Annotated in this window: 2 protein-coding genes and 1 pseudogene; 2 read left to right on the forward strand and 1 reads right to left on the reverse strand. The window is 34.8% G+C overall.

Annotation, left to right across the window (positions count from 1 at the left end):
- Positions 1–69: 69 nt before the first annotated feature.
- Positions 70–309 (forward strand): annotated as a pseudogene (locus tag BA053_RS05945) (hypothetical protein); the annotation flags it as partial.
- Positions 310–316: 7 nt separating this feature from the next.
- Complete coding sequence (locus tag BA053_RS05950; protein ID WP_065094974.1) at positions 317–1,330, forward strand: Mrp/NBP35 family ATP-binding protein; 1,014 nt, start codon at positions 317–319, stop codon at positions 1,328–1,330.
- Positions 1,331–1,404: 74 nt separating this feature from the next.
- On the opposite strand, the gene BA053_RS05955 is transcribed toward BA053_RS05950, so the two are convergent.
- Positions 1,405–2,034 (reverse strand): hypothetical protein, encoded by a 630-nt coding sequence (locus tag BA053_RS05955; protein ID WP_065094973.1) that lies wholly within the window; start codon positions 2,032–2,034, stop codon positions 1,405–1,407.
- Positions 2,035–2,508 lie beyond the last annotated feature (474 nt).

The following is a 2,508-nucleotide window of genomic DNA, read 5'->3' on the forward strand; positions in this document are numbered from 1 at the left end:
ATACATCACAAAGACCGGAATAGACGAAACAATATGATCAAAAACTTATCTTTGTTACATGGACATTGTCACGATGAATTAGACAGGTTTAGCTGGAATGAAAAAGATTTAGTAGCTTACGAAGAAAGAATAATGGATCTGCGGAAAGAAGAAGGCATCCTCGCTCAAAAACTTGATGAGGGAAAGATTGAAGGAAAGATTGAAGTAGCAAAAAACCTACTTAAGGCTGACATCTCTATTGATATTATCTCTCAGACAACCGGCCTTCCTCAAGCTGAGATTAAACGACTTCAGGAAGAAATCACTTAAAAGGCTAATGATCAACGAAGAAATTGTAAGAGAGAGCTTAAAAAAAGTCGTAGAACAAGAAAGTGGTAAAACTCTTGGTATAATATCCTCAATCATTATTAAAGGTGGGGACGTTGGTTTTGCGCTTGAAGTTGCCGGTAACACGCAAGCAAATGAAGAATTAAGAAGAAATTGTGAGCAAGCTGTTAAAGCTATACCGGGGGTGACAAAAGTGACCGTGGTTGCTACTTGTCAAAAACAAACTGGGCAACAAAAAGCTAAATTACATATCGAAGGAGTGAAAAATATAATCGTTGTGGCCTCTGGTAAAGGCGGTGTGGGCAAGTCCACAGTTGCGCTAAATCTTGCTCTCTCATTAGCAAAGTTAAAACACAAAGTTGCGCTGGTTGATGCAGATATATATGGTCCTTCAATTCCTAAAATGCTTGGCGCTGAAAAATTAAAGCCAAAAATACAGGATAGTAAAGCAATGCCTATAGAAAAGTATGGACTGCATACTATTTCAATTGGCTATTTTATCGATAAAGATCGTGCAGCAATATGGCGCGGACCTATGATTACAAAAGCACTTTATAATCTGCTAATGGGAACAAAATGGTCCGATATAGAGTATTTGATAGTTGATACACCACCTGGAACTGGCGATGTGCATTTAAGTCTTATGGAAAATTTTAACTTAACTGGGGCGATAATAGTTTCAACTCCACAGGAGCTCTCTTTAATCGATGCTCGCAAAATTTATGATATGTTTACAAAGCTCAGCGTACCGGTTATTGGCATTGTAGAAAATATGAGTTATTTCATTCAAAGCGGCTCAAAAATATACATATTTGGAAAAGACGGTGCAAAAAAAATGTCTGAGGAGCTGGGCATCAAACTTCTAGGCAGAGTTCCTCTAGATCCACAAATATGCCATGCTTCTGATTGCGGAAATCCTTTAATGTTAAGTGAGGATTTGGCAAAAATTTATAAAGATATTGCTTTGGAAACAGTAAAACATTGTATAGCTGTAAAATTCTAAAAAAAACACAGCTTTACGCAAAGAGACTTTAAGAATTCGTCTGTCCTCTTTACTATAAAATAGATATTCGTCTATCAAATATTATCTTCAACTTGAATATATTTAAAGATGTTTTGTGTATCATCTAAAAAGTTATTCTTTATATTAGTTAATTCCGATTGTTTTTGGGATAGATTATCTTTTATTGTTCTATCAAAACAATCAAGATCTCTGCACTTTAATTGAGAATCCATGTCTCCATTTTCATACAAACCTCGTATAATGTCATAATATGCTCGAGTTTCATCAGTTTCTGGTTGTTGCTTTTCTCTGAATATTGCCTTTAATTTCGAATCTATGTCTAATTCTCTTTTTATAGCTTCAACAGCATTTTCATGATACTTTTCATAATCTTCAAAACTCTTTAATATTTTGTCTTTTGCTTTATCTTGTAGCATTTTTAGCAAATCTTTAGCATGAGATTTTTCAATTTTTTGCTTCCAGTCATCATACGTATATTCTGAGTTACCATGTTTTGTATCTTGACACTCGCCTCCTACATTAAATATTTCTTCGTTGTAGATTTTATCACCCTGGTAAAAGTGATCGCTTATATTGATTTTATCATTAGTTAAAGTTTGTTTGATTGCTGCTTTGTTTTCTCCAAGTTCTTCTCTGTACTTACTAATGCAATTTAACATTTTTGCTTTGCAATCTGTAGTCATAAACTAATACCTTTAATAAAATAAGATCTATCTTAGCATGAAGTAATTAACATTTTATTACAGAAGTTTACTTTTAGGTGTTCTCAAGATGATATAGCTAAAGTGGCTTAGGTTTACCGACAATTTGAAAAACCGTCATTCCGCTACTAGTTAGCGGAATCTATACAGCGCACAACTGTACGAACGTTGTAGTTTGGGCCACCAGTGGGCAGTACCCAGACACTGGGATCCAGGAATTTTATTAAGTTGGTAAGCATAAAAGTAGCTGTTTTATGTTAAAATACAACATTTTGATGATTATGAAAAAGCTGGATCCCAGTGTCAAGCACTGGGATGACATCATAGAGGCACTGGAATAACATCATCCTTTTTTCTGAATTCCAGTGTCAGCTACTTTCATGACATCGTTTACTATGTAACATCTCATCATATCACAATGTTCGTACAGTTGTGGCGGTATAACGTAGAAAAACT

It is taken from the genome of Wolbachia endosymbiont of Nomada ferruginata, from assembly GCF_001675785.1.
GTDB lineage: Bacteria > Pseudomonadota > Alphaproteobacteria > Rickettsiales > Anaplasmataceae > Wolbachia > Wolbachia pipientis.

Coding starts and splice junctions, on each gene's coding strand:
- BA053_RS05950 (WP_065094974.1), top strand. CDS start 317: ATGATCAACGAAGAAATTGTAAGAGAGAGCTTAAAAAAAGTCGTAGAA.
- BA053_RS05955 (WP_065094973.1), bottom strand. CDS start 2,034: ATGACTACAGATTGCAAAGCAAAAATGTTAAATTGCATTAGTAAGTAC.